Genomic DNA, 24,883 nt, shown 5'->3' with positions numbered 1-24,883 from the left:
ATCTAATGCTGTTGAGGCCCTTTGGCATCACATTCTTTAGCCCAGCAGCGTTCTAGAAGTCGAAGACGCCAGATCAATGCAAAGCGTTGGGGATTCAATACTAATTTAGTATCGTCACTAAATAAAGGCTGATTCAGATACTGCCAAAGGGGAAATTGAATTTTGGTGTGTTTTGGAGTCATAAGAACAACAAATATTAAAAAAGTTTAGTGGTGATAGTTGGCATTTTGTTTAACAATTGCCTGATGCTGTTTTTCTAGTTAAAGGCTACACTGCGTTTTTGCAGTTGTCCTGGTGGCAATTGCGGAATTTCAGTAAGTGAATTTATGTTATTTCCGCTTTAATACTGAAATTACACACACCATTTTTCTGATTCCCTATCCTGTAACAAAAAAGGCAGGGGAGCAGGGAGCGCTTTGCTAGGGGCAAGATTTTAAAATTTTTCAGCAATAGAGGGTTTCACAGCAAATAAATTGATTTATAGGGTTCTCCCCCCGTGCCCCCTTTCCTTTTCTTTGACAAGTCATACCATTTCACAACATTTCTAATACAACGTTGTTAAAAGCGTACAAATCTACGTTCCTACAGTCAATTCATCTGTTACAAAGATTTTTAGAAGCGATGGCATTGCTATCTAAAATCTTAACTCGGTAGATTATTAGTAAATCGGGTAGTGTGGCGTTGAGGTGTCGAATTATAGCTTAAAAAAGACTTGTAATTTCTGTTACTAACTGTGAATTTCTAGTCAATTTGATTATAAGGCTGGTTCTATAGTAATTATTGGTTTTTAAGAGGAGCAAGGTCTTGCTCCCCTTAATATTTAGACAATAATGAAATTAGCGGCAGTCAGTGTTGTGGTACTAATGCCAGTCAGCGTTGCCAAGATTTCATCAGTAGTAGTAACTATGATGTTGTTACCAGTGAAACTTAGTTGATTGAAAGTCAGACTACCGGACAAGCCAATCAAATCGTTGCCGTTGCAGAAGTCGGTAATAATATCAGTACCTTCTCCATCAGTGAAGACAAATTTATCCTTGCCATTACCACCTGTGAGGATATCGCTACCAAGACCACCCCACAAGAGATCGTTACCATTGCCACCATTGAGGGTGTCTTTGCCATTACCACCGTAAAGGTTGTCTTTGCCATTGCCGCCATTGAGGTAGTCATTACCAGGAGTGCCGTGGAGAACATCATTGCCGTTGCCACCTAAAAGGCGATCGCCCACTTGGATAGTAACTTTAGCAGTGCTGGTGAGTTGACCATCAGTGATGGTGTAGTTGAAACTGGCCGCACCACTAAACCCGTTATTTGGGGTAAACACAATAAAATCATCTGCCGAGTTGCTGGGAGTGCCGTTATTTTTCAGCAGCGCAGTACCCTTGGTCGCACCACTGATATCAGTTATGCTGAGGTTGGTGCTATCGATGTCGTGATCATTAGCCAGCAGGGTATTAGCTTGAATGTTCACAGCAGTATTTTTGGCAGCCGTAACAGTATCATTGACTGCAATTGGTGCGTCATTGACTGGCTTAACGTTCAAGTTAAAAGTAGCAGTAATGTTGCCGCCATTACCGTCAATGACAGTGTAGGTAAAGCTATCAGCGCCGTTGTAATTGGGCTTGGGTGTATAAATAAAGTAGTCGTCGCTGGCATCCCCTAGAGTGCCGCTGTCGTTTAAAGTCAGTGTGCCGTTGGCAGGATTGGTAAAATTACTAATGCTTAAGATATCGCCATCAACGTCTGTATATCTGCTCAAAATCGTCCTAGCAACGATCTTAAGAGCGGTATCTTCTTCAGCTACGGTCGTAGTCGTAAAGCCAAAGATGACGTAGCTTTCCCCAGCATTAGACTGTTCGTTAGGGGAGGCAAGGAATGCCCCGATAATCAAGTCATCCAAGCCGTCGCCGTTGATGTCTCCAGCACTACTAACAGAAGAGCCTGAGTAGTCATCCATATCAATGCCGTTGATTACGAAGCCGTTGCTGCCATTGAGGGACGAGAGGTTGAGGCTAGCTCCATAGCCATTACTGCTGCCAAACACTACGTAGCTCTTCCCAGCACGTTGCTTACCGTTGGGGTCGGCACCTCTTGCCCCGATAATCAGATCATCGAAGCCGTCACCGTTGAAGTCTCCGGCACTGCTGACTGATTCGCCTGAGCGGTCAAACAGATCGCCTTTGATTACGAAGCCGTTGCTGCCATTGAGGGACGAGAGGTTGAGACTAGCTCCATAGCCATTACTGCTGCCAAACACTACGTAGCTCTCCCCAGCAAATGACTCGGCATATGGTGTCCCAATAATCAGGTCGTCGAAGCCGTCGCCGTTGAAGTCTCCGGCACTGCTAACGGAGAAGCCTGAGCGGTCAAACGGATCAATGCCGTTGATTACGAAGCCATTGCTGCCATCCAGTGACGAGAGGTTGAGGCTAGCTCCAAAGCCGCTGCTGCTGCCAAACACTACGTAGCTCTCCCCAGCGTTTAACTTGCCGTTGGGGTTGGCATTTATTGCCCCAATAATCAGGTCATCGAAGCCGTCACTGTTGAAGTCTCCGGCACCGCTAACGGAGCCGCCTGAGAAGTCATAGTTATCAATGCCGTTGATTACGAAGCCGTTGCTGCCATCCAGGGACGAGAGGTTGAGGCTAGCTCCAAAGCCGCCGCTGCTGCCAAACACTACGTAGCTCTCCCCAGCGATTGGGTAGTTCAAAGCAAAAGGTCTCCCAATAATCAGGTCATCGAAGCCGTCACCGTTGATGTCTCCGGCACTGCTGACTGATCTGCCTGAGTACTCACGCTCATCAATGCCGTTGATTACGAAGCCGTTGCTGCCGTTTAGGGACGAGAGGTCAAAACTGGCTGCAAGGCCACTGCTGCTGCCAAACACTACGTAGTTCTCCCCAGCACGGTCTTTACCGTTGGGGTCGCCACCTTTCGCCCCGATAATTAGGTCATCAAAGCCGTCACCGTTGAAGTCTCCGGCACTGCTCACGGATAAGCCTGAGTAGTCATCGATATCAATGCCGTTGATTACGAAGCCGTTGCTGCCATTGAGGGACGAGAGATTGAGGCTAGCTCCAAAGCTGCTGCTACTGCCAAACACTACGTAGCTCTCCCCAGCACGGTCTTTGCCGTTGGGGTCGGCACTATATGCCCCGATAATTAGGTCGTCGAAGCCGTCACCGTTGATGTCTCCAGCACTGCTAACGGAGAAGCCTGAGTTGTCATTTGCGTTAATGCCGTTGATTACGAAGCCGTTGCTGCCGTTGAGGTCAGATAGGTTGAAAGCAGAAATTAAGGCGGGTGCGTCATTCACGCCGTTGATGGTCAGGTTGACGCTAGCTGTACTGGTAAAGCTGCGATCGCTAATAGTATAGGTGAAGCGATCGCTGTCGGTTTCACCTACACCCAAAGTTTCAAATCGACCATTGGGGTTGTAAGTAAAAGTGCCATCAGCATTGAGAGTCAGTAAAGCACCAGAACTTAGGGTAATAGGAGTGCCAACAGTCACCGTACTACCATTGACATTTGTCACCGTTAAGGGATTGCTATCCGGGTCGCTGTCGTTGGCTAAGACTGAAATGTTAAGGGCAGTATCTTCGTTAGTAGTAGCTGTGTCGGCAACTGCGACTGGAGGTTGATTAGGAGTTGTAGTAGTGGCAAAGCCAAAAATGACGTATCTCTTTCCATTACCTGCATAGTAGATTCGATCAAAACCTTGCCCGATACTCACGTCATCAAAGCCATCGCCGTTGAAATCTCCGGCACTGCTGACGGAGTAGCGTGAGTAGCTATCTACGTTAATGGCTTTAATCCCCAAGCCGTTGCTGCCGTTGATATCCGAGAGATTGAGCACTGCTCCAAAGCCACCGCTGCTGCCAAACACTACGTAGTTCTGCTCAGAATATTTTGCGCCGATAATTAGGTCATCAAAGCCGTCACCGTTGAAATCTCCGGCACTGCTGACCCAGGAGCCTAAACCCTGACCTGGAATAATGGGGTTGATTACGAAGCTGTTGCTGCTGTTGAGGTCTGAGAGACTGAGGACTGCTCCAAAGCCGCTGCTGTTGCCAAACACTACGTAGCTCTCCCCAACAGTCTCCGGTCCGCGGATGTTATTTGTTGTCCAGATAATTAGGTCATCAAAACCGTCACCGTTGAAGTCTCCGGCGCTGCTGAGTGTTCCATCAATGTCGTTGATAAAGCCGTTGCTGCCGTTCAGAGATGAGAGGTTAAAGACCGATTCAAAGCCACTGCTGCTGCCAAAGACCACATAGCTCTCCCCAGCAAATGACTCGGCACCTGGCGCTCCAATAATCAGGTCATCGAAGCCGTCGCCGTTGAAGTCTCCGGCACTGTTAACAGAGGAGCCTGAGTAGTCACGCTCATCAATGCCGTTGATCACGAAGCCGTTGCTGCCATTGAGGTCGGAAAGGTTGACAACTGCTCCAAAGCCGTTGCTGCTGCCAAACACTACGTAGCTCTCCCCAGCACGTTCTTTACCGTTGGGGTCGGCACCTGTCGCCCCGATAATCAAGTCGTTGATGCCGTCACCATTGAAGTCTCCGGCACTGCTAACGGAGCCGCCTGAGAAGTCATAGTTATCAATGCCGTTGATTACGAAGCCGTTGCTGCCGTTGAGGTCGGAAAGATTGAGAACTGCTCCAAAACCGTTGCTGCTGCCAAACACTACGTAGGTCTCCCCAGCAGATAACTGTCCGTTGGGGTTGGCACCTCCCGCCCCGATAATCAGGTCGTCGATGCCGTCGCCGTTGATGTCTGCGGCACTGGTAACAGAGGAGCCTAAATCTTTACTTACATTGATAACGAAGCCGTTGTTGCCATCCAGGGACGAGAGGTTGAAAACTGCTCCAAAGCCGTTGCTGCTGCCAAATACTACGTAGTTATCTGCTCCCGACTTAAGAATCAGGTCATCGAAGCCGTCGCCGTTAATATCTCCGGCACTGCTGTCGGTGCCGGCTGGGCTAGAGCCATCGATCGCAAAACCATTGTTGCCATCGAGGTCAGAAAGGTCGAAAACTGCTGGATTAGGTGCCATTATTGTTGATTCCTCTGAATTATAAATTTTGATCCGATCCCACCGTCACTACCCGCCGAATTTCGTCGCTGCGAAATCCGATCGCCATTGGACGACGTACCCCCAAAAGTGCTACCACGTCGTACAATTCCAGTACCACTCCCTCCATTCGCAGGGAATGGACAATATCGCCGCTTCTCAGGTCAATCACCAGTAACCCACAGCGAGGCTCAACGTTTTTCTGTTGCAATTTCTCGTCTAGGGGCAAGCCGCTAAAGGTCTTGTTATGCCTGGGTTGGGAAATCCCCACTACCGCAAAGTCGCCATGAAAAACACAACCGCGCAGATATCCCGGACAGAAGGCGACTGGTTCAAACACTCCCCGGTTTAAGTCGGCAAAGCCAAACTCTCCCGCGCCTGAGTTGAGCAGCCAGAGTTTTTCCTGATGCCATCGGGGGGAGTGGGGCATAGACAGTCCGCGCAACACGATTTCATTGCTTTCTACGTCAATGACACAGCCGCCATTTGCCCGATGCTCCCGCCAGCCTTCTCCCACGTCTGACTGGCTCACAGCAGTGACGTATTTAGGTTTTTCTGACTGCATTGCCAACCCATTCAGGTGACATCTATCTTCCGCCGCCAGCTTGCTGATAAAGGTTGGCTGCCATAAGGGAACGAAACTGTGGGTTTCGCTGACTGTTCCTAAACAACTAAATAAAGTATTGACAAATACTAATTTTTGTGGTTTAGAACACTTTTTTTCTGCTCTACTCAAAGCGATGTCGTGAATATCCAAATCTCCCGTCACATAACTCATCTGGGGCAAATAAAGAGCATCGTAGCCTTGGTGGTTTTGTCCGGGTTGGATGATATTTTCAAATCGCCACAGTTGGTACAGGGAACTCATGTAGAGGCTGTTGCCATTGGCATACAACCCCATGCATCGCTCAAAGCTACGTTCAAATACAGATAATTTGCCGTTTGGTTGCAAGCCGATGAAGAATAACTTCCCCGCTTGATAGGTAGTGAAGGACAAACTGAGGTTTTGCTCATACAGCCAAGCAGTAAACTGACGAGAAGCATTGATTTCTAAAGATGGTTTGTTAATGGTGCTGTCATTGGGATTCACTTGGTTTTGACTCCTTAATAACTCTGGTGTTCGGTCGGTGATAATTTCGCCGCAGGGCACGATGCTCCTACTCTTGGACTAAGCTACGCAATATACCAGCAACAGAGGTTCCGTCATCTGGTTTGAGCGATCGCACTCCACACATTTCGTAGCCAGTGGTTGCTCATTTCAGGAATCTACCAGAGTATTCTCGGAGTCCTTTTAAAACAATAGATGTTTTTGTAACATAAAAGTATATTCTATGTAATCTAAAACTTAAAACTTCCAATATCTGTCTAAAGATAGATAGCTTAGTACAGCTTTGCGTAAAATCGTAGCGTTTTTAATGCAAGGGGACGTATTGGCATTGTCAGCCGATGCATTGGCATTGTCAGCCGATGCATTGGCATTGTCAGTCGATGCATTGGCATTGTCAGTCGATGCATTGGCATTGTCAGTCGATGCATTGGCATTGTCAGCCGATGCATTGGCATTGCAGGGTATTGCCAAATTTAATTCGCTACGAATTAATAAAATGCTCTACTTAGTCAATAACTAAAATTCTCTTGGGCGGACTCTGCATCTTGACAAAAAAATGAGATGGACATCTTGTCCATCCCACAATAAAAAAGAGAATTTTTGTCATAAAACGCTTTGCCTTGCTTATATTTAAGCTAAAGCGCTTCCCCTAAGTTAAATGTCTCACTATTTAATAGTGAGTGCCGGTTTTGCGATGATTAATGGCAGTCACAGCATCAGGCTTGAGTAATTTACCTTCATCCACAGTTGCATACACAACCCAGTGATCGCCACATTCCAGACGTTGGTTGACTGAACATTCCAAATATGCTAAAGCGTCGGTGAGAACGGTACAGCCGTTATCTGCAACTGCTGTACTAAAGTTGGCAAATCGGTTTTCTCCAGGCGCAAAAGATTTACGGAAATGCTTCATGTAATCTTGATGATTGCCTTCAGGTAGAATATTTAAGGCAAACTTACCGCCTGGATACATCAAAGATTCGATCGCTCGGTCTTTGGCGATCGCAACAGTTAATCCAGGTGGGTTGAAGGTGGCTTGAGAAACCCAAGCGCCTAACATTGCGGTAGACACTTCGCCTTGTTTAGCTGTCACCACGCAGACGGAACCAACGATCCGCCCAACAGCCTGTTCTACTGGAGTAGCCGCTTGTTGTGGTACGCGTACCTTTTTAGCCTTTTTCAGTGCTTGGGCAAAGTCTGTACCTAGTTCTTCACAGAACTTGAGAGTGACATCATCAGGTTTAAACTTGACCTTCAGGGTGTCAAAGCCAAAGCGATATCCAGCATCCCGGAGTTTACCTTCAATTAAGTCAAAGGCTTCACCACTCCAGCCGTAAGAACCAAAAACCCCAGCGAGTTTACTGTTGTCACCGCTTGATAGCACAATACCTAAAGCAGTATGAATGGGAGTTGGCGCATGACCACCGATAGTAGGAGAACCAATGATAAAACCCTCTGACTGTGCTAGGTTGATGCGAACTTCATCAGGGGTAGCAAATTCGCAGTTAATCGATTTGACTGCAACTCCACCTTTAGTTAATCCCAGAGCGATCGCTTGTGCTAAAGTCGCCGTATTCCCGTAAGCTGAAGCATAAAGTAGGGCAACAGAAATCTCGCGATCGTTGTGAGAACGGCTCCACTCTGCATAAGCTTTGGTGAGTTCGATTAAGCTGGTGCGTACCAATGGGCCGTGACCCACAGCATACATTCTCACCTGCAAATCTGATATTTTCTCCAAAGCTGCTTGCACATGAGGAATTTGGGGAGCCATCAGGCAGTTAAAGTAGTAACGCTGGTCTTCTTTAAGCGCTTCCCAGTTATCATCAAATGCTTCATCACCACAGAGATGAGTTGCAAATAACTTATCTGTGTAGAGAATTTGGGTTTGCTGATCATAGGTACAAAGTCCTTCCGGCCAACGTGGACTGGGAGTGGGTAAGAATTTCAAAACATGACCCTTGCCTAAATTCAGAGTTTCTTTCCCCCGCATCACCAAGACTTTCAAATCATGATCTAGGAAAGCAGCACGCAAATTGTTCGCACCGGGAAGAGAACAGACAAAAGTTACCTGTGGTGCTAGTTCTAAAATTGCTTTGAGGGTTGCAACTCGATTGGGACTAAAATGACCCAGGATTATATAATCCAAACTTTGCAAATCTAAAGTCTGCCGCAATGCCTCTAAATAAATTTCGGTAAAGCTTTCTGGCGGTGGATCAATAAGTGCGGTTTTATCAGCTTCAATTAAATAGCAATTGGAGGTAGTACCTCTTTCAAGTGCGTATTCAATTTCAAACCGCAGACGTGACCAACTACGTGCTCTGATCGCCTTAGTATTTGTAGCAATTGGTAGAACTTGTACGTCGCGTGGCTTGGAATTGGTCATAGCTGTTGAAGAATGGGGAGTAGGGAGTGGGGAGTGGGGAATGGGGAATAGGGAAATGGGAAATAGGGAAATGGGGAACGGGGAAAGACTTATACAAGTTCTCCTCTGCTCATAAGCTCCCCCGCGTCTTTATTCCCTACTCCCTACTCCCTACTCCCCATTCCCTCTTTCTTAGTAGTAATTACCTACTTTGCGATGGCGAACGGCTGTCAGTCCATCGTTTTTGGAGACACGACCTTCTTGGACGGTGCAGTATAAAATCCAGTGATCGCTGCATTCCATGCTGCTCTGTATTTCACATTCCATGTATGCCAGAGCATCAGTTAAAATTGGGGAACCGTTTTTCGCGGTTTGAGTTTTTACCCCAGCAAAGCGGTCAGCACCAGGATGCAAGCGCTTGAGAAAGTGTTTTTTGAGTTCTTGATAATTGCCTTCTTCCAAAACGTTGAGGACGAAGCGATCGCCTATTTGCATTAAGGAATCAATGGCGCGGTCTTTCGCAACGGCAATTGTCAATCCTAAGGGTTGCAAACTTGCTTGCGTTACCCAAGATGCCAGCATTGCACTTGAGGCATTATCTTTTTTAGTGGTGACTATATACAGTCCACTGCTAATGCGGCCCAGCGCCTTTTCCATGTTGACATCAAGGGACTTGATTTGCTTGATGTTGCGATCGCGCACCAGCAATTGTCCCAAGTCTTTACCCGCTTCTTCACATAACTGGAATGTAGATGCGGTAGGAGCCTCTTTAATCCGAATGGCTGGGAAGGCTTCTTTGATGCCAGAGTTGAGAAATTGTCTGCGGAGTGTATCAATGGGTTCATCATCCCCACCGTAACATTCAAACAGCCCAATCACTTGCTTGTTCTTGGCGACAGCTAGCACCGAACTGATACTAGCTTGGGCGGCGGCAGAAGTAGTCGGGGGCATACCAATAATGATGCCAGCTGCTCTCCCGGCTAGTTCTTGAATTTCTTGGCTCTGGGCAGTACTCAGATCCAGTACTTCTACCCCAATGCCAGTTTTCAGTATACCTTCGGCAATTGCGTGACCAAGGCGTTCGCCATAGCCGTAATCTGAGACAAAAAACAAGCCGACGGTTGTTTCTGCTTTAGCTTGTTTTTGGCTCCAATTTTCGTAGCACCCGGTTAGAACATCTAAATGGTGGTATAATAACGGGCCGTGACCGTTGGCGATAATATTAATCTTCCCAAGATCACCCATCCGCTTCATGGCATTCAGCAGCGAACGAGCGTTAGGGCCCATCAAGCAGTCGTAGTAAAATCTAAAGTCAGCTTCGATCGCTTCTAAATCTTCATCGAAGGTGCGATCGTCACAAAAATGCATCCCAAAAGCATCACAGGTGTAGAGAATTTGGGTTTTGCGGTCAAAGCTAAAGATTGTATCCGGCCAGTGCAGGTTAGGCGCACTCACGAATTCCATTTCGTGACCTTTGCCGATATCTATGCGATCGCCGGTTTTTACAACCCTCTTTGAGAAAGGATCGTGAACTAAGCCTTCTAAAAACTGAAGCGCAACTTTTGATGCTAAAACGGTAGCTCTAGGAGCTAACTGAAGAACATCTTCTACTAAGCCGCTATGGTCTGGCTCTGTGTGGCTGACAATTATGTAATCAATTGTTTTGGGGTTGACAAGACCTTTTAGAGTCTCTAAATACAGATCGCGAAACTTCTGGTGAGAAGTATCAATCAAAACTGTTTGTTCACCCCTAATTAGATATGAATTGTAGGTTGTGCCGTTTTGCAGTCCGAATTCGATATCGAAGCGATCGCGGTCCCAATCAAGAGAGCGAATCGCCGTTGTGTTAGGGGCAATTTCTACAGTTTGTATAGTTAACCGATGTTGAACGTTCTCTGCGTGGGCGTAGCCGGTCGTAGACATCGCTACCATTATTCGTCTCCAAGCGCAAATTAACAGGTTTTTCTTCTGCCCCCATTGTCCCTATTATTTTTTTTTTAAGTTGTAATGAATATCAGTTTTTGAAAAATTTAACTTGTATCAATTATTGCTGTTTTTTAGCAAAAATTATGACTCAAAAAATATACAAAATATTAATTTATTCCTCAGAATTTACTGAGTATTTGATTTTATCCTAATTCAAAAAGACCATGTTTATTATCTTAAAAATTTAAATAACATATCCAGAACTTTTATTGTAACCTTTTTTTTGAAATCAGGTATGAATGCTAAGGAAATAACAGGGTTCACAAACATATTTTATAATTTTGGTATAAAATATTGACATGTCGCAAAATCGAGGTATTAATAGAATAGATTTAGATATCAATCATCAAAAGTTACTTTTTTATAAAACCCTTTCTTATTAAGTAGGAAAGGTGGGAAAAGTAGGAAAGGTAGGAAAAGTAGGAAAGGTAGGAAAAGTAAGATAAACTTTATCTCCGTTTTAATCGCGCATCAAATAACCTGTTAGCACTGTTTTTTCTAATGGATATATAATATATTTTTGTCTCAACCCAGAATATTGTCATGTAAAATGTAAACTTTATGTAAAGCCGAGAAAACAAATATTTGTAGAGAGATAATGAAGAGAAATTTCCAGAGACGACGAGATAAAAAGGAACTAGGGTTGTATATCTTTTCCTGGCTATTCAAATGTAAACTAGCTTAAAAATCATTTTTAAAGTTTCGATAAATCTCCGTAAGCATACGAATAATCTAATAATTTTAATGATACAGTCCTTTATTATGGGCTTTAAACATTAATCAGGACAACGCCAATAAATTCTTATTGTCATAGCTGAAAGCTACAGCTTCTGACTATCTAAGAAATTTGCCTATACATGTTAATGGTGTCATTTATGATGTACTTAACTTTTTATAAAAATCCATTCTCGATGATCAATTGCAAACTTTGATAGTGTTTTCAAGCCAATACTTCTCGCGTAGCAGCCTTTTAGACGCCGACATCCTTAATGCTTATAGTTCAGCTTTTAGAACGTGCTATTAAATACGTAAGCAATTAAGTATATAGGCGTGAATAGACATAAAAAAATGGCAAAAATTGACTGACTGTGTAAAAGGTTATTGTTTATGGGATGCCGATTAAAAGTCTTTCTAACTGACGAACAAAAGCTGACTTTAGAAGAGTTAAGAAAAGCCAAAGATGTTCCTCAACGTACCAAGGATCGTGCTCAAGTTTTACTGCTGAATACTCGTGGCTTAAAAAATGAGCAAATTGCTAAAGGCTTGAACTGGGCGATTTCAACAGTACGTCAAACCCTTCATCGCTGGGAAAAGATGGGTTTAGCAGGTCTTTGGGATGCTCCTGGTCGAGGAGGAAAACCCCGATATTCGGAATCAGACTTGGCTTATCTAGAAAATTGTTTAGCTCAAGAGTCACAGACTTATAACTCTAAACAATTAGCAAAAAAACTAGCATCTGAGCGTCAAGTCAACTTAAGTGCAGATCGATTACGACGGCTACTTAAAAAAAGGGGAAGGAGGTTTGGAAGCGCACGCAAACAACCCCAGAAACAGAATAATTAACAGTGAACAGTGAATATTTTTCAGTTATCAGTTAAATCCTTGACGAAACACCACACAAATGTTGGTGGTATGCGTTGGTGGTCGGTAACAGCCCCTCACCATACGCTTTGTGTTTACTGATAATTGATAACTGATAACTGATTTAAAGCCCACATATAAGATCCTAAAATTTATCCCACCTATACGAATGTTAGGGTGGGATAAATTTTGTAGACACGGCATACCGTTATAGTAGAGCGCTTACGGGGAAAAAGTTAAAACAAATTTCTGACTTATAACTGAGTTATTACTGAGTTGTCTGGGAAAGCAGGGAACAAACTGTATAATCTGAGCATCTTGCTGCTCAAAATCTAGCTATGTTACGTTCAGTTCGTTCAGGTATAGTTCGCAAAGATTGTATTCAAAAAGTCAAGTTGGCTGTCAAACGTTGTGGTTATCCACGCCAAAAAGATTTGGCTGACGAGTTAGGATATTCTCTCGCCACTGTTAGTAACTTTCTCAACGGTAAACCTGTTGATTTTTGGTATTTTCAAGAAATTTGTCAAAAGTTGGGACAGGACTGGCAAGCGATCGCAGATATTGACTACAACCACAGCAACAGTAAAACTGAAGAGGCAATCGCTTTGGCTTTTCCCGATAAGTCAGAGACAGACTTCATTTATGTGGAACGCCCTCCTATTGAATCTCTTTGTTATGAGATACTTTTGCGGCCAGGTGCTTTATTACGGATTAAAGCCCCCAGCTTGATGGGTAAAACATCTTTAATGGCTAAGGTTTTGCAGCAATTAGCAAAACGGGGATGTAGAACTGTTCCTTTGAACCTTCATTATGCAGACCCAGAAGATTTTAGCAACCTGGATAAATTTTTGAAATGGTTCTGTATTGGTGTTGGTCAAACTCTAGAAATGCCGAATAAACTTGCTGATTACTGGGATGAGCAATTTTCTACCAGCAAAGTAAACTGCAAGATATATTTTGAACAGTATTTGTTGGCTAAAGTAGAAAGTCCTCTGGTGCTATGGTTAGATGAAGTGGATCGGGTTTTTCCACATCAAATAGTGGCTACGGAATTTTTAGGACTTTTGCGAGCTTGGCACGAAGAAGCAGCTGTTCGCCCCATTTGGCAAAGACTACGATTGGTAGTTGCTCACTCTACAGAAGTCTACGTTCCGCTGAAAATTAATGAGTCACCATTTAATGTCGGTGAATCAATAGAGTTACCAAAATTGAGTCCTGAACAGGTACAAAATTTAGCTCAACAGCAGAGACTTTCTTGGAATTTGGCTCAAGTTGAACTTCTGATGGATATGGTGGGTGGACATCCATATTTAGTGCAGCAGGCTTTCTCTCATCTGAAAAATAATCAGAGTATTACCCTAGAACAAATTTTGCAAACTGCTCCCACAGAAGCCGGAATTTATGGCTCTCATCTGCGGCGACATTGGTACGTGATTCAACAGCATCCAGAATTAGCGGCGGCACTGAAAAAAGTTGTCACGACAACTGCGAGTATGCGCCTAGAACCAATGCAGGCATATAAATTGCATAGTATGGGACTAATAAATTTATCGGGAAATGCGGTAACAATTAGCTGCAAATTATATCTTATCTATTTTTGCGATCGCTTCATCTCATTAGACTGAAATCAGCAATGAAACAAATAAAGTCAACCGATAATAGGCTTTCCTTATTACTTCCTTTTCTTTATCTAGACGAGCAAATAAAATGTTTAGCAGTTTATGAATAGAGAATCCAATTTAGTTTATCAAGTTGGGGGCAGTTTACCAGCTGATGCCCCTAGTTACGTGCGTCGTCAAGCAGATGATGAACTTTATAAAGCCCTGAAAGCAGGAGAGTTTTGTTATATATTAAACTCCCGACAGATGGGCAAGTCTAGTTTGCGGGTGCAAATAATGCAAAGGCTGCTCAAAGAAGGTATTGCCTGTGCTGCTATCGATATTACTGCGATCGGTACCCAAGAAGTAACTCCACAACAGTGGTATGGAGGCTTAATTAGAATTCTCGTCAATAGTTTTGAAATATCAGAAAATTTTAACTTACGAACTTGGTGGCAGAAGCGTGAATTACTCTCTCCTGTACAGTGTTGGACGGAATTTATCGAACAAGTACTGCTGAAGGAAATTTCCCATAATATAATTATTTTTTTTGATGAAATTGATAGCCTTCTCAGCTTAAATTTCAAGGATGATTTTTTTGCTGTTATCAGAGCTTTTTATAACAAACGCACGGAAAAACCAGATTACAAACGTCTGACATTTGTGTTGTTGGGAGTTGGGACGCCCTCAGATTTAATTAGTGACAAAAATCGGACACCATTTAATATTGGTCAAGGCATTGAACTTACTGGTTTTGAGTTAGATGAAGTAGCAAATTTAGCCAAAGGTTTAGCTCAGGTAGGTAATTCTCAAGCTTTATTAAAAGAGGTTTTGATTTGGACGGGTGGTCAACCTCTTCTCACGCAAAAATTGTGTAAACTAATCGTGCAAAAATCAGCAGAATTTTTAGCTCATCCAGAATCAACTGAAGCGGAGTGGGTAGCAAGCCTTGTAAGAAGCCAGATTATAGAAAACTGGGAAGCTCATGATGAACCAGAACATTTAAGGACGATACGCAATCGCATTTTCAGTAATGAGCAACATATTGGACAGCTACTAGGGCTGTATCAGCAAATTTTGCAGCAGGGTGAATTAGCAGCAGACAAAAGTTCTGAACAAATGAAATTACGGCTGTCGGGGTTAGTAGTTAAACGTCAGGGAAAAGTAAGAGTTTATAACCGCATTTATCAAGCAGTTTTTGACCAAAGTTGGGTTGAGCAGACATTAAGGAATCTGCGACCATATGCAGAGGCGATAACCACTTGGTTAAATTCTAATTATCAGGATAATTCGCAACTATTGCGCGGTAAGGCATTACAGTATGCATGGCAATGGGCAAAAGATAAAAGTTTGAGCGTTCAGGATTATCAGTTTTTAACTGCTAGTCAAGAATTCAGCAAACGCTCTCAACAGCGATTTGCCATAGGATTAGTAGCTAGCGTCATATTTGCAATTATTATACTTGTAGGATTCAGTAAAGAGATTAGTGGGTTAGCTTTCTATTATTATTATAATTCAATAGCCCTAGCAGAGCCGGAAAGATTAAGTACAGGTGAACGTACTTTTTTACGTGATATTATAGATACAAATTCTGATATAGTAAGTGGGAATGAGGCTTTCAAGAAAAAAGAGTATTTAACAGCTATTAATTCGTTCTACAAAGCTATAAAAGCTAATCACAACGATCCAGAAGTGTGGATTTACTATAATAATGCACGCGCAAATCAACAAGGAAATCCTCTAACTCTAGCAGTTGTAATACCTGTAAATGCCAGAAAAACAGTTGCTCAAGAAATATTACGAGGAGTAGCACAAGCACAGAATAGTTTCAATGAGGAGCGTGTAAAAACAAATGCTCGGTTATTGCAGATTGTAATTGCCAATGATGATACCGAGCGAATCCAAGCTGCCAAAGTTGCCCGAAGCCTAATTAGAGATTCAAATGTTTTGGGGGTAATTGGACATTATAGTAGTAGTGCTAGTTTATCAGCGCTACCAGAGTATAAAAAAGTTGGTTTAGCTATGATATCTCCCACTAGCAGTAGTAGCGATTTAAAAGGTAAAGTTTTTTTCAGGACATCTACTATCAATAACCTACTTGCTGAACAGCTAGCAAAATATGCCTTGGAGAAGAACGTGAAACGAGTTATGATTTTCTATCTACCTGGGGAAATATATAGTAGCGATCTAACAAATGCATTGGAAAGTCTTCTGAAGGATAAAAAAGTAATTGTCCAAAAAGTAGATTTGACCGTTCCTGAACTAGATGTAAATAATCAAGTTTTACTCAGTGAATTAAAGGAAGCCGATGCAGTTATCTTGTTACCCAATGTAGATATGATTTCTGTGGCCATTCAAATTGCCCGTTTACGAAACACTCAAACAAATCTCCAAAAAAAGCTGCTGCTGGGATCACCTACTTTGTATAGTTCAGATAGTTTAAAAGCAGGTGGAGCAGCTTTAGAAAACATGGTTGTACCTGTCCCTTGGTTTGCAGGTACACCAAATGCAAAAGAATTTGCAGATAAAGCTAGGGATATGTGGGGAGGGCAGGTTAGTTGGCGCACCGCTAGCAGTTATGATGCGACTCAGGCTTTCATTGAAGCTCTATCTGCATCTGACACACCTTCTCGTTCAACCGTGCTGGAAAAACTTCAATCTATGAATATTAAAGGTAAGGAATCGGTTCTTGTGAAAGTAGTTAAAAATAAAAGTTGTTCTACAGGGATGGAATTTTGTTTTGAACTGGTTGATTCAGAGAAATAAGCGATCGCAGTCAGTGAGTAAACTCAGAATGCGATCGCTTAACATCTTCACTTTAATATTCTTTAGTTGGTGTAGGTGCTAATAGTCCTGCCAAGCCACCTAAAGCACCCGTCCCAAGTCCAATCAGGATTTCGGGAATTTTCTTATCATTGGCTTGCAGCCAGACTGTACCGCCAATACAAGATACTAAAGTTAATGCTAGTGCGCCTACAACAATCCGGTAAATCCAGCGATCTGTTTGCAGGGGAGTTCCCACATAAGAGACTTGCTCTGCTAGTTCAGTAATTAATGGTACTGCTGCGGTTTCTGGAAGTTTAGTTGTGCCTATAATGCTATCTGATTCAATGCTGATAAGAATATTCTGTCTCATGACTCCAGGTTCCTCTAATTTGGGATTTTGGGTTTTAAATTCATTCCTTTCTTGCCTCAATTCCATTAAACCCTAGTGCTGACTGAGATTAGAACTGAAAAACTTCAGCGACAAAAGACTTTTTACTAGCTTATAAATGACTTAAAATTTTTATATTTAACGCGGTGTGTAACTTTCTCTCAAACCTAACCCCCAACCCCTTACCTATGTTGCCGTAGCGGCACGAAGTCCGGGAAGGGGAGCAAGACTTAAAGCCTCTCTTCGCTTGCCTAACGGCAGGCTGACGCCAACAGGGAGAGGAATGGAAGCGGGGTTTTAAGAATAAGTCGCACATCGCGTTATTTAGTTGTGTTTACAGAGCAAAAAACAAAATCCACCTTGATATTAAATTATCAGGTGGATTTGTGACTTATTTTTAGTGGATCCGAGCAGAGTCGAACTGCTGTCCAAATTGGGTATTAACCCCCCGCTCATTCACAGGTTTAGCCTTTCTGACCCTCAAGGCGGGAATCGTTCATTATCCCGAACGTAGGATGCTCTGATTTAATCTTAGCTAGCAAGCCAACCAGAGAACGCTTACTAGAGCATCCGTTGGGGTTTGGTCTTCAGTCCTTAACGGAGTCAAACTAAAGACGCTCGAACCTGTAAGAGGCGTTTAGGCAGCTACTAGAGCTTCCCGACGAGCAAATTTAACGATGTTATTCGCATTTACTTTTTTTTCGAGCCTTTGATTTCCGAGAGGAGACTCACTCTCGACCTGAATCACAGAGCAGCGTTCGCCAACCTGTCGAAACCGTGACGGACCCATGCGCTTCATAATCTAATTATAATACGCAGTTTTGAAAATGTGTTACGAACCAAAAAATTTTGGTTCTTGCCAGTACTGCTGAGAAACACACGATAAACTGTTGCTTCAATAACTGTATTGAGAGGGTCTGTATGCAGTTAATATTATTTAGTCAAAAGTCCCAAATACTAAAAATAGCCAATTGCTAATCTTAAAATAATTAGCAATTGACTATATATTACAACGCACTACAAATAAATAATTACCTATACCCTAAGTTAGTGCTTCGGCACCACCAACAACCTCTAGGAGTTCCTGGGTAATTGCAGCTTGTCGGGCTTTGTTGTAAGACAGCGTGAGGGTGTTAATCAATTCACCGGCATTTTCACTGGCATTACTCATGGCTGTCATCCGGGCTGCTAGTTCACTAGCCGCAGATTCTTGCAGCGCCCGCAATAGTTGGTTACTCAGATACAGGGGCAACAGAGAATCGAGAATCTGCACTGGATCTTGCTCGAAAATCATGTCAGGAGCCAAGGCGCGGGCTTGGCTAGCCACTTTCTCGCGTTCGACTTCAAATTTACCGCCACGGGTTGTCAAGCGGAAAATTTCGTCATCGCCTGCTTCTAGTCCTTGCGGATCGAGAGGCAGTAAGGTTTGTATCACAGGACGGGAGCTAACCAAGGAAAGGAATCTGGTGTAGATTAATTCGATGCGGTCAACTTCTTCGGAAAGGAACAAGGAAAGTAGTTGGTCGGCAATCTGATTGGCTTCTGCTGCGGTGGGAATTTGCTCTAAGCCGCTATAGGTAGCATCAATAGGCTGATCTCGGCGTTGAAAGTACTGTGTAGCTTTGCGTCCGACTAACACAAATTGATAGTTTAAACCTTCTGCCTTGATTTCTTTGGCGCGGTTTTCTGCACGACGGATAACGTTATTATTGTAGCCGCCGCATAGACCGCGATCGCCTGAAATTACCAATAGCCCGACTGACTTAACTTCCCGTTTTCTCAGCAGTGGCAGGTTTGCTTCTTCAAAGCGCAGACGGCTTTGCAAACCATACAATACTTGTGCCAAGCGATCGGCAAAGGGGCGAGTCGCTAGCACTTGTTCTTGCGCTCGACGCACTCTAGCCGCAGCTACGAGGCGCATGGCTTCTGTGATTTTTTTGGTGTTTTTGACCGACTGAATGCGATCGCGTATTGCTTTTAGATTGGCCATATTCTTTTCCTTAGTCCTTAGTCATTTGTCATTTGTCCTTTGTCACTAGTCATTAGTTATTTACCAATGACTAATGACTAATGACTAATGACTAATTACGCTGCTGCTTTGAAGGTCTTTTTGTATTCGGTAAGTGCTTCCTTCAAGGCAGCTTCTTCTGCATCACCTAGTGCTTTGGAGGCTTGTACTCCTTGGGCATACTGGGTTTTACCAGTCTTTAAGTACTCCCGCAGACCTTGGGTAAAGGTTGTGACTTTATCTACAGGAACGTCATCTAAGTAACCATTGATACCAGCGTAAAGAATTGCCACTTGCTCGTATACTGAGAGTGGCGAATTTTGTGGCTGCTTGAGAAGTTCGCGTAACCGTTGACCCCGTGCTAACTGGTCTTGAGTGGCTTTATCTAAGTCGGAAGCAAATTGAGCGAAGGCTTGCAGGTCGTCAAATTGGGCTAGTTCCAATTTAATCTTACCGGCAACTTTTTTCATTGCCTTGGTTTGAGCCGCAGAACCTACGCGGGATACAGAAATACCTGGGTTCACAGCTGGACGGATACCAGCGTTGAACAAGTCAGAAGATAGGAATATCTGACCATCGGTAATGGAAATTACGTTGGTGGGGATGTATGCTGAAACGTCACCAGCTTGGGTTTCGATGATTGGTAGGGCGGTCATACTGCCTTTACCTAATTCGTCACTTAGCTTGGCGGCTCTTTCTAGCAAACGAGAGTGGATGTAGAATACATCTCCAGGGTAAGCTTCGCGTCCGGGTGGACGACGCAGCAGTAGTGACATTTGGCGATAAGCTTGGGCTTGCTTGGAGAGGTCATCATAAATTACCAGGGTAGCTTTGCCTTTGTACATAAAGTACTCAGCAATAGTTGCGCCTGTGTAAGGAGCTAGGTATTGTAGTGTTGCTGGTTCACTGGCACTAGCTGCGACGACAACGGTGTAATCCATCGCGCCTTTTTCTTGCAATGTTTGCACCACGTTAGCTACGGTGGAAGCCTTTTGACCGATCGCAACGTATACACAAATTACATCTTCTTCTTTTTGGTTGATGATTGTGTCGATCGCGATCGCAGTTTTACCGGTTTGGCGATCGCCGATAATCAATTCCCGTTGACCGCGACCAATAGGAATCATTGAGTCAATAGCTGTGATCCCCGTTTGCAGGGGTTCGTGTACTGACCGACGAGCAATGATACCGGGTGCTGGAGATTCAATCAAACGGCTGTCTGAAGTCTTGATGTCTCCCTTACCATCAATGGGACGACCCAATGCGTCTACAACTCGTCCAATTAAGGCTTCTCCTACGGGTACTTGGGCAATTCTACCAGTAGCAGTTACAGAACTACCTTCTTGAATTTCCAGCCCTTCACCCATTAGCACCGCGCCCACATTGTCTTCTTCTAAGTTTTGGGCGATGCCAATTGTACCATCTTCAAATTCCAAAAGTTCCCCAGACATAGCCTTTTCCAGACCATAAATCCGGGCAATACCATCACCAACTTGGAGAACAGTACCAACGTTAGCAACTTTGACCTCTTGATCGTATTGCTCGATTTGTTGTTGGATAATGCTGCTAATTTCGTCAGGTCTAATTGATATGCTCATGTGTCTATCTTGTTTGCTTTCGAGACGGAAAAATTCAAGAGTTAAGAGGGATGAGTTAAGAGGGATGAGTTAAAAAAGCAAAGCTTAAAAGTTAAAAGTCAAAATAAATTACTATTTACTTAACTCCTAACTCCTGTACGCGATTAATCGCGTCTCCTAACTCCTGTACGCGATTAATCGCGTCTCTACTCAATATTCCTGTACAGACGCGATTAATCGCGTCTCTACTCCTAACTTTCTAGCTATTAGTTAAGCGCAATGAAAGGCGACGCAACTGACCCCGGATACTGGCATCAATTACCTGTGAACCTACTTTAATGATCACACCACCAATTAACTCACTGTCTACCTTGGTTTCTAGTTCTACCTGGCGAGCATTACTGATGGCAATGACCTTTTGGATGATTGCCTGCTGTTGAGCTTCTGTGAGGGGAACGGCTGAAATTACTTCCGCTAATACGGTTTGATTCAGCTGCCGCAACAGCGCCAGATATTGTTGAAAAATCGATTCCAAGAATGCAATGCGGCGTTTGTCTACTAGTACCAACAAAAAGTTACGTAAGTAGGGGTTAGAGCCTTCACCGAGTATTTGTTTGATGAGAGCTTTTTTGTTCTCAGCCTGAATAAACGGGTTGCTGAAGAAATTGTGTAGCTGTTTGTCTCCTCTAAGCAGTCCCAGGAAAGTACGCGCATCTTCCCCGAACTCTTCTGTCAAATTTTTCGATTGCGCTATTGACAAAAGTGCCTGTGCATAGGGCTGGGCTACTTCGGCTGCCGCTACCTGACTTGTCATACATTGCCTCCCAATTGTGCGATGCTGCGGTCAATTAAACTTTGTTGAGCATCGTCGGCAATCCCGGTTTTGAGTTGCGATTCGACTTTTTGCAATGCTAGTGTAGCAACTCGTTGCCGCAGTTGAGCGATCGCTCGCTCTGTTTCGGTGTTTAAATCTGCTGCTGCTGTTTGTTTTAATCGTTCTACGTCTTGCACTGCCTTCGCCAACAAGGCTTCTTTCGCCTTTTGGGCGTTTTCTGTGGCAGATTGACGGATGCGTTCTGCCTCTGCCTGAGATTGCTTCAATTGCTCTTGCGCTTGGGAAAGGGCAGTTGAAGCCTCTTTTAAGCGCCCTTCTGCTTCCTGAATTGCGGTGGCAATATTGGATTGTCGCTCGTTCAGGATATTGCTTAAAACTTTACGTCCGAAGTAGAATAGTATGCCAACCAGAATCGCTAAATTAATCAGATTGGTTTCAAAAATGTCTAGGTTTAGACCGAAACCACCTTCTCCTGCGCCTTCTGCCAATTCAGAGTGAACAGCGTTCGCTTCTGCGGCAAGTAATAAGAATGTCCCCATGATACCCATTTACAAGTGCGCTGCTCGCTTGCTAATACGTTGTATTTTCCCGAAGGGAAATTAAGTATCTTTCCCCCGAAGGGAAATTAAGTATCTTTCCCCCGAAGGGAAATTAAGTATCTTTCCCCCGAAGGGAAAAAAGTGCCTTTTTTGACACTTAAATTTGGCGCTCTGGACTAGGGACCAGTTGCGCGTATGCTTTCACAGAACCAGTCCAGTTAACTTATCTAACTGGAGTTGGCCCCAATAGCGTATGCTTTCACAGAACCAGTCCAGTTAACTTATCTAACTGGAGTTGGCCCCAATAGTTTTTCTAGAATCTGCCTGCTTAGAGCATCAACTTGTTGCTCTAAGGTGCGAAAAGCTTCTTGCTTTTGTTGTTCTATTTCAACAGAAGCTTGTTCTCGTTGAGACTGAGCTTCCTTTTGGGCCTCGGCGATTTTCTCGGCAGTAATTTTCTTAGCTTCAAGTTGAGCCGCTTCTACGGTAGCTTGCGATTGTCTGCGAGCGTCTGCGAGTTGCTGCTCATATTCGGTAGCCAAGCGCTCGGCTTTAGCCAAGCTCTCTTGCGCCTCAAGGGTATTCGTTCGGATATAATTATCGCGATCGTCTAGTACCTTGGTCAGTGGCTTATAGAAAATTGCATTCAACAAAGCTGCCAGTAGCAAGAATTGCAATGCCATGAAGGGCAAGGTAGCATCGAAATCAAACATTTGTCTCCTCTTTGGCTGGAGTAGCAGTTTTCGTGGCTAGCAACATCATCCAACCTTTCATATTTTAGAGACCCATAGCCAAGAAGGGTCAACTGAACATTAAAACTATTAAGATACCCAAAACATTTCGATTGTAGAGGCGTGATGGTTCACGTCTCCACACTCACAAAAATTTTCAGGTATTAGCCGAAGGGGTTAGCAAACAGTAATACCAGGGCAATCACTAGACCATAGATAGTCAAGGATTCCATGAATGCCAAGGTTAATAGCAGAGTACCGCGAATTTTACCTTCTGCTTCAGGTTGACGGGCAATACCTTCTACTGCTTGTCCAGCAGCATTTCCTTGACCAATACCAGGGCCAATTGCAGCTAAACCAATCGCTAAAGCAGCAGCGAGAACTGAAGCAGCCTGCACTAATGGATCCATGTTGATTTTCCTTGCTTTGATTACAAAACTAACAGACATTACGTTAACAATTAGAAACGTGGTTTTCACGCTGCACATGAGTTCTTTAATCGCGCTTTGCGATGTTTTGAGCGAAAATGCTCTTGGAACTGTGCTATCAACTGAGAAGTTTAATGCTCCTCATGTTCATCTCCGCCATGCCCCTCCATTGCCTCATGAATGTATGCTCCGGCTAGGGTGGCAAAAACCAGGGCTTGAATGGCACTGGTAAATAAACCCAAGGCCATTACAGGCAGAGGTACAAATAGAGGAACTAACAGCACCAGCACTGCTACTACCAACTCATCCGCCAAAATATTACCAAATAGACGGAAGCTTAGGGAGAGGGGCTTGGTGAAATCTTCTAGAATTGCGATCGGCAACAAAACAGGTGTTGGCTCTATATATTTCTTAAAGTAGCCTAAACCCCGTTTGCTAAAACCTGCGTAAAAGTACGCTAAGGAGGTCAGCAGTGCTAATGCAACAGTCGTATTGATGTCATTGGTGGGAGCTGCCAATTCGCCCGAAGGTAGCTTGATGAGCTTCCAGGGAATTAGTGCGCCTGACCAGTTCGATACGAAAATAAACAAGAACAATGTGCCAATAAATGGCACCCAAGGGCGGTACTCTTTCTCACCAAGTTGGTTTTTTGCCAAATCACGAATAAATTCTAAGGCATATTCCATCAAATTCTGGATGCCCTTGGGAATTCTTTGTGCGTTGCGAGTAGCAGCTATTGAAGCCACTACTAGAATACTAATCACAAACCATGAGGTGAGAAAAACTTGCCCATGAATTTTAAGATTGCCCAACTGCCAGTAGAAATGATGACCTACTTCTAATGCGGCGAGGGGAAAAGAATTAAAGGCGTTTAAGACACTAAGCATTTGCATTCTTCAAGCATTTTCCCCAACGAGCGAGGATGGGATTACTATCTTTGTGAGCCTGACTTTTTAAGAATCAGGAATGAACGCAATTTGCACCATATAGACGAGGAGCGTGGCTTTGTAAGTTAGAAATCCCAAAAAAATGGGCAGAATCTGTAGCTCACGCCATTGACTTGCCACGATCATCACTCCAATAAACAGAGCAAAACGAGTTTTGCTCAGACTGGTTTTCTCACTACCGAGCTGCTCAACGTCTCTAGCCAACATTTTTAAGTAAACCACACCTGTACACGCCCCAATTAAATAATTTAGGGCAATGTTTAAGGAATAAAAAATCCACACAGAGATAAAAATAACCCCCGTCAAGACAAGCGTGATTACCAATAATCGCTGGAAGAGTTGATGGAACTCTTGCATGGAGTTACCTGATTCTGTGTCTCCAGAACCAGTTTTAGCATCTTGTTGCGTTGTCGGAGTGGGCGCAATTGATTCGTCTGACAAGCTCACGGGACTTGAAACCAGTACAGTTAAATATGATGACTGCACATTCAGTCAGCTGAATCATATCACGATCCGGTAACAATACTTTAGGAAAAAACAATTAACTTCTTGTCAACATCAGGCAGTCAGTAAAATCGCGCTCACAGAAGCGAGAGAGCGGCTGATCGTGTGAGGGAGTGTTTGGGCGAATAATCAATAAATGCTGCCTGAAAATTCAAAATTTCTTCCAATTCCAGTTTTTTTGAGTGAATTATTATCCTCCAAAGTTTGAAGTAAGTTGGTGTCAATAAAATCAACTGGTGCAAGAGTTATCGTATGAAAGTACCGCAAGTCAGAAATCGTAGAGTAGCGGCAAGTCATTAAAGATCGCACCACTGCTGAATTCCAGAAAGCTCCAACTTTTGGGATGTACAATACCCTGTTTCTTAGGCACTTTCCTAATTTACATTAATTTACCAAAAGTGGTGATGGGCGATCGCTCCTTACCACGAGTATAAATTGACAAATCTTA

The 24,883-nt window shown here is 43.7% G+C and carries 18 protein-coding genes and 1 other RNA gene; 4 read left to right on the top strand and 15 right to left on the bottom strand.

The genetic code is table 11. From position 1 onward, the window contains the following. Positions 1-2 precede the first annotated feature (2 nt). From LC653_RS06260 to LC653_RS06250, 3 genes are all read right to left on the bottom strand, one after another. Positions 3-182, bottom strand: coding sequence for a hypothetical protein (locus tag LC653_RS06260; protein WP_100899326.1), 180 nt, complete (start codon positions 180-182; stop codon positions 3-5). A 638-nt stretch (positions 183-820) separates the two neighbouring features. Next, positions 821-5,059, bottom strand: a complete 4,239-nt coding sequence (locus tag LC653_RS06255) for a beta strand repeat-containing protein (protein WP_229493398.1) — start codon at positions 5,057-5,059, stop codon at positions 821-823. Positions 5,060-5,078: 19 nt separating this feature from the next. Further along, positions 5,079-6,227: a TIGR03032 family protein gene (locus tag LC653_RS06250; protein ID WP_229493397.1), complete on the bottom strand. Its 1,149-nt coding sequence runs from the start codon at positions 6,225-6,227 to the stop codon at positions 5,079-5,081. Between the two features lie 265 nt (positions 6,228-6,492). Here LC653_RS06250 and LC653_RS06245 point away from each other — a divergent pair, with 265 nt between their 5' ends. Further along, positions 6,493-6,705 (top strand): hypothetical protein, encoded by a 213-nt coding sequence (locus LC653_RS06245; RefSeq protein ID WP_229493396.1) that lies wholly within the window; start codon positions 6,493-6,495, stop codon positions 6,703-6,705. Positions 6,706-6,855: 150 nt separating this feature from the next. Here the strand turns inward: LC653_RS06245 and LC653_RS06240 are convergent, their stop codons facing one another. Continuing rightward, a complete protein-coding gene (locus LC653_RS06240; protein ID WP_229493395.1) occupies positions 6,856-8,568 on the bottom strand; it encodes a diflavin flavoprotein in 1,713 nt (570 codons plus the stop codon). Between the two features lie 171 nt (positions 8,569-8,739). After that, entirely contained in the window at positions 8,740-10,479 is a 1,740-nt protein-coding gene (locus LC653_RS06235) for a diflavin flavoprotein (RefSeq protein ID WP_229493393.1), read from the bottom strand. 1,161 nt (positions 10,480-11,640) lie between these two features. Between LC653_RS06235 and LC653_RS06230 the strand changes: the two genes are divergently transcribed. The 3 genes from LC653_RS06230 to LC653_RS06220 all read left to right on the top strand — a co-directional run bounded on the left by LC653_RS06230 (position 11,641) and on the right by LC653_RS06220 (position 16,478). Continuing rightward, positions 11,641-12,096 (top strand): helix-turn-helix domain-containing protein, encoded by a 456-nt coding sequence (locus LC653_RS06230; RefSeq protein WP_229493391.1) that lies wholly within the window; start codon positions 11,641-11,643, stop codon positions 12,094-12,096. Positions 12,097-12,452: 356 nt separating this feature from the next. Beyond that, a complete protein-coding gene (locus LC653_RS06225; RefSeq protein ID WP_229493390.1) occupies positions 12,453-13,739 on the top strand; it encodes an AAA-like domain-containing protein in 1,287 nt (428 codons plus the stop codon). 96 nt (positions 13,740-13,835) lie between these two features. Next, on the top strand, positions 13,836-16,478 hold the full coding sequence (locus LC653_RS06220; protein WP_229493388.1) for an AAA-like domain-containing protein: 2,643 nt from the start codon (positions 13,836-13,838) through the stop codon (positions 16,476-16,478). Between the two features lie 52 nt (positions 16,479-16,530). Here LC653_RS06220 and LC653_RS06215 read toward each other — a convergent pair whose 3' ends face one another. The 10 genes from LC653_RS06215 to LC653_RS06170 all read right to left on the bottom strand — a co-directional run bounded on the left by LC653_RS06215 (position 16,531) and on the right by LC653_RS06170 (position 24,378). After that, positions 16,531-16,914, bottom strand: a complete 384-nt coding sequence (locus tag LC653_RS06215; RefSeq protein ID WP_229493386.1) for a hypothetical protein — start codon at positions 16,912-16,914, stop codon at positions 16,531-16,533. Between the two features lie 350 nt (positions 16,915-17,264). Continuing rightward, positions 17,265-17,654: a transfer-messenger RNA gene (gene ssrA, locus LC653_RS06210) on the bottom strand. A 254-nt stretch (positions 17,655-17,908) separates the two neighbouring features. Beyond that, entirely contained in the window at positions 17,909-18,856 is a 948-nt protein-coding gene (locus tag LC653_RS06205) for a F0F1 ATP synthase subunit gamma (RefSeq protein WP_229493384.1), read from the bottom strand. A gap of 95 nt (positions 18,857-18,951) precedes the next feature. Further along, on the bottom strand, positions 18,952-20,472 hold the full coding sequence (gene atpA / locus LC653_RS06200) for a F0F1 ATP synthase subunit alpha (protein ID WP_229493382.1): 1,521 nt from the start codon (positions 20,470-20,472) through the stop codon (positions 18,952-18,954). A 238-nt stretch (positions 20,473-20,710) separates the two neighbouring features. Beyond that, entirely contained in the window at positions 20,711-21,265 is a 555-nt protein-coding gene (gene atpH / locus LC653_RS06195; protein ID WP_229493380.1) for an ATP synthase F1 subunit delta, read from the bottom strand. After that, entirely contained in the window at positions 21,262-21,834 is a 573-nt protein-coding gene (locus LC653_RS06190) for a F0F1 ATP synthase subunit B (RefSeq protein WP_229493378.1), read from the bottom strand. The genes atpH and LC653_RS06190 overlap by 4 nt, the downstream gene beginning before the upstream one ends. 272 nt (positions 21,835-22,106) lie before the next feature. Next, positions 22,107-22,538 (bottom strand): F0F1 ATP synthase subunit B', encoded by a 432-nt coding sequence (locus LC653_RS06185; protein WP_229493376.1) that lies wholly within the window; start codon positions 22,536-22,538, stop codon positions 22,107-22,109. A gap of 182 nt (positions 22,539-22,720) precedes the next feature. After that, positions 22,721-22,966: an ATP synthase F0 subunit C gene (gene atpE, locus LC653_RS06180; RefSeq protein WP_012411162.1), complete on the bottom strand. Its 246-nt coding sequence runs from the start codon at positions 22,964-22,966 to the stop codon at positions 22,721-22,723. A gap of 149 nt (positions 22,967-23,115) precedes the next feature. Beyond that, positions 23,116-23,877, bottom strand: a complete 762-nt coding sequence (atpB, locus tag LC653_RS06175) for a F0F1 ATP synthase subunit A (protein WP_229493374.1) — start codon at positions 23,875-23,877, stop codon at positions 23,116-23,118. 60 nt (positions 23,878-23,937) lie between these two features. After that, positions 23,938-24,378, bottom strand: coding sequence for an ATP synthase subunit I (locus tag LC653_RS06170; protein WP_190911839.1), 441 nt, complete (start codon positions 24,376-24,378; stop codon positions 23,938-23,940). Positions 24,379-24,883: the final 505 nt, after the last annotated feature.

Source organism: Nostoc mirabile CHAB5784 (assembly GCF_020829645.1).
Taxonomy (GTDB): domain Bacteria; phylum Cyanobacteriota; class Cyanobacteriia; order Cyanobacteriales; family Nostocaceae; genus Nostoc; species Nostoc mirabile.
The sequence above is the reverse complement of the archived record's forward strand: the minus strand, read 5'-3'. Positions and strand labels throughout refer to the sequence as shown.